This is a genomic window from Nguyenibacter vanlangensis (assembly GCF_013376155.1).
GTDB classification, from domain to species: domain Bacteria; phylum Pseudomonadota; class Alphaproteobacteria; order Acetobacterales; family Acetobacteraceae; genus Gluconacetobacter; species Gluconacetobacter vanlangensis.
The window spans coordinates 1-940 of sequence record NZ_JABXXP010000921.1 but is presented as its reverse complement, the minus strand read 5'-3'; the positions used below and the strand labels follow the sequence as shown (position 1 = coordinate 940).

Here is a 940-nt window from a genome sequence, read left to right as displayed (position 1 = left end):
CCGAGCTGGGGCGCGCCGGAGACCAGGCCCGTGGCGATGCCGGGTCCGAAGATGCCGAGGCCGAGCATGGCCAGCGCCGCGAGCACGACGGAGAGCGCCTGCTCGATGGTCGGCTGACCGCCGGCATAGGTCTGGGTGAACTGCGAGAAGAGGCCGGTGCCGATGCCGACGATGACGGCCAGCACCATCACCTTCACGCCGGAGGCGACGATGTTGCCGAGCACCTTCTCGGCCAGGAAGGCGGTCTTGTTGAAGAGCGCGAAGGGGATGAGGATGAAGCCGGCGAGCGTCGTCAGCTTGAACTCGATCAGCGTGACGAAGAGCTGCACCGCCAGGATGAAGAAGGCGATCAGCACCAGCAGCCAGGAAACCATCAGCACGGCGATCTGGACGAAGTTCGCGAAGAAGCTGACGAAGCCCATCATCTGGCTGGCGGCGTCGAGCAGCGGCTGACCGGCATCGAGGCCGACCTGTGCGAGGTGTCCCGGTTGCACGAAGGTCGCGGTGGAGATCGACGATCCGCCCGCCTTCAGGCCAAGACCCGCGAAGCTGTTGAAGACGATAGAGGAGAGATTGTTGAAGTTGGTGATAATGAAGGCGAAGAAGCCGATGTAGAGGGTCTTCTTCACCAGGCGCTGGAGAATGTCCTCGTCGGCACCCCAGGCCCAGAAGAGGCCGGCCAGGGTGATGTCGATGACGATCAGCGTCGAGGAAAGATACGTCACCTCGCCTTTGATCAGGCCGAAGCCGGAATCGATGTAGGTCGTGAAGGTGTTGAGGAAGGTGTCGATGACGCCGACGTTGTTCATCGCGCGTCTCCCGACGAAGGGGTGGCCGGCGCGACGGCGCCCATCGTCGTCGTGGGGGGCGGCGAAAGTGGCAGCGGCCGCGCCGGCCGGCCGAAGAAGCGCCGGCGGTTCTCCTCCCAGACCGTCATGCA

At 64.4% G+C, this 940-nt stretch carries 2 protein-coding genes; both read right to left on the bottom strand.

Translation table 11 applies throughout. The features are described from left to right. On the bottom strand, positions 1-809 hold an 809-nt coding region (trbL, locus tag HUK84_RS20180; protein WP_176641788.1), incomplete at its 3' end, for a P-type conjugative transfer protein TrbL. Then, positions 806-937: a hypothetical protein gene (locus HUK84_RS23380; RefSeq protein ID WP_246285795.1), complete on the bottom strand. Its 132-nt coding sequence runs from the start codon at positions 935-937 to the stop codon at positions 806-808. The genes trbL and HUK84_RS23380, both read right to left, overlap by 4 nt. Between the last annotated feature and the right edge of the window lie 3 nt (positions 938-940).